The 1645-nt window shown below is 65.8% G+C and carries 1 pseudogene; it reads left to right on the forward strand.

What is annotated here, in order from left to right:
* Positions 1-7 precede the first annotated feature (7 nt).
* Positions 8-1645, forward strand: a pseudogene (locus AWQ68_RS00030) ((Fe-S)-binding protein); the annotation flags it as partial.

Genomic DNA, 1645 nt, shown 5'->3' on the forward strand with positions numbered 1-1645 from the left:
AGGACCCGTGCTCTGGGTTGCGATCATCGGGCTCGTCGCTACGGGCGTCGCGCTCGCCCTAGCGGGCCGCCGCGTGGCGTTCCTCTACAGGCTCGCCACCAGCGGCCAGCCCGCGCCGGAACGGATCACGTACGCCAAGGAGAACGCCGGCACGGAGATCAAGACCCAGCTGGTCGAGGTCTTCGGGCAGAAGAAGCTCCTGAAGTGGACGCCGTCAGGCACCGCGCACTTCTTCGTGATGTGGGCGTTCTTCATTCTCGCGACGGTCTACCTTGAGGCCTACGGCGCGCTCATCCAGGGAGCGATCACCGGCACGCCCGACTTCCACATCCCGCTGATCGGGACGTGGCCGGTGCTCGGCTTCCTCCAGGACTTCATCGCCGTCGCCGCGCTCATGGGACTGATCGCCTTCTCGGTGATCCGGATCAAGAACTCGCCCAAGAAGCTCGGGCGGGGCTCCCGGTTCTCCGGCTCGCACCTGGGCGGCGCGTGGCTCGTCCTCTTCATGATCTTCAACGTGATCTGGACGATGTTCCTGTTCCGCGGCGCGGCCGTGAACACCGGGAACTTCCCGTACGCCTCCGGCGCGTTCGCCTCGGAGCTGACCGCCACGATCCTGCCCACCAGCGAGCTGCTGGAGGAGATCGGTCTCCTGCTGCACATCGGCGTCATGCTGGTGTTCCTGATCATCGTGGTGAACTCCAAGCACCTGCACATCTTCACCGCGCCGCTGAACGTGCTGTTCTCCCGCCGCCCGGACGGTCTGGGCGCCGCGCAGGAGATGCGCAGCGGCGGCAAGGTGCTCGACTTCGAGGAGGCCGACCCCGAGGTCGACGTGTTCGGCCGGGGCAAGATCCAGGACACCACCTGGAAGGGCTTCCTGGACTTCTACACCTGCACCGAGTGCGGCCGCTGCCAGTCGCAGTGTCCCGCGTGGAACACCGGCAAGCCGCTGTCGCCGAAGATGCTGATCATCGACCAGCGTGACCACGCTTCCAGGTGGCTCCGTATCTGCTGGCGGGTGAGGACAAGAGGGACTCCTACCCTGAGGACGTGCTCGCCCTGCTGGACAAGCCGCTGGTCGGTGAGGACGGCGTCATCCACCCCGACGTGCTGTGGTCGTGCACCAACTGCGGCGCCTGCGTCGAGCAGTGCCCGGTGGACATCGAGCACATCGACCACATCCTGGACATGCGCCGCTACCAGGTCATGATCGAGTCCTCGTTCCCGTCCGAGGCGGGCGTCATGCTCAAGAACCTCGAGAACAAGGGCAACCCGTGGGGCATGTCGGAGATGAAGCGGGCCGAGTGGATCGAGGAGCTTGACTTCGAGGTCCCGATCATCGACGAGAGGATGCCCGAGGACGTCGAGTACCTGTTCTGGGTCGGCTGTGCGGGCGCGCTGGAGGACCGGGCGAAGAAGACCACCAAGGCGGTCGCCGAGCTGCTGCACATCGCGGGTGTGAAGTTCGGCGTGCTCGGCCCGATGGAGGCGTGCACGGGTGACCCGGCCCGCCGCCTGGGCATGGAGTTCCTCTTCAACATGCTGGCCCAGCAGAACATCGAGACGTTGAACGAGGCCGGCGTCAAGAAGATCGTGGCGACCTGCCCGCACTGCTTCAACACCCTCGCCAACGAGTATCCGC

The sequence above is a fragment of the Microtetraspora fusca genome, assembly GCF_001570365.1.
In the GTDB taxonomy this organism is placed as follows: Bacteria; Actinomycetota; Actinomycetes; order Streptosporangiales; family Streptosporangiaceae; genus Microtetraspora; species Microtetraspora fusca.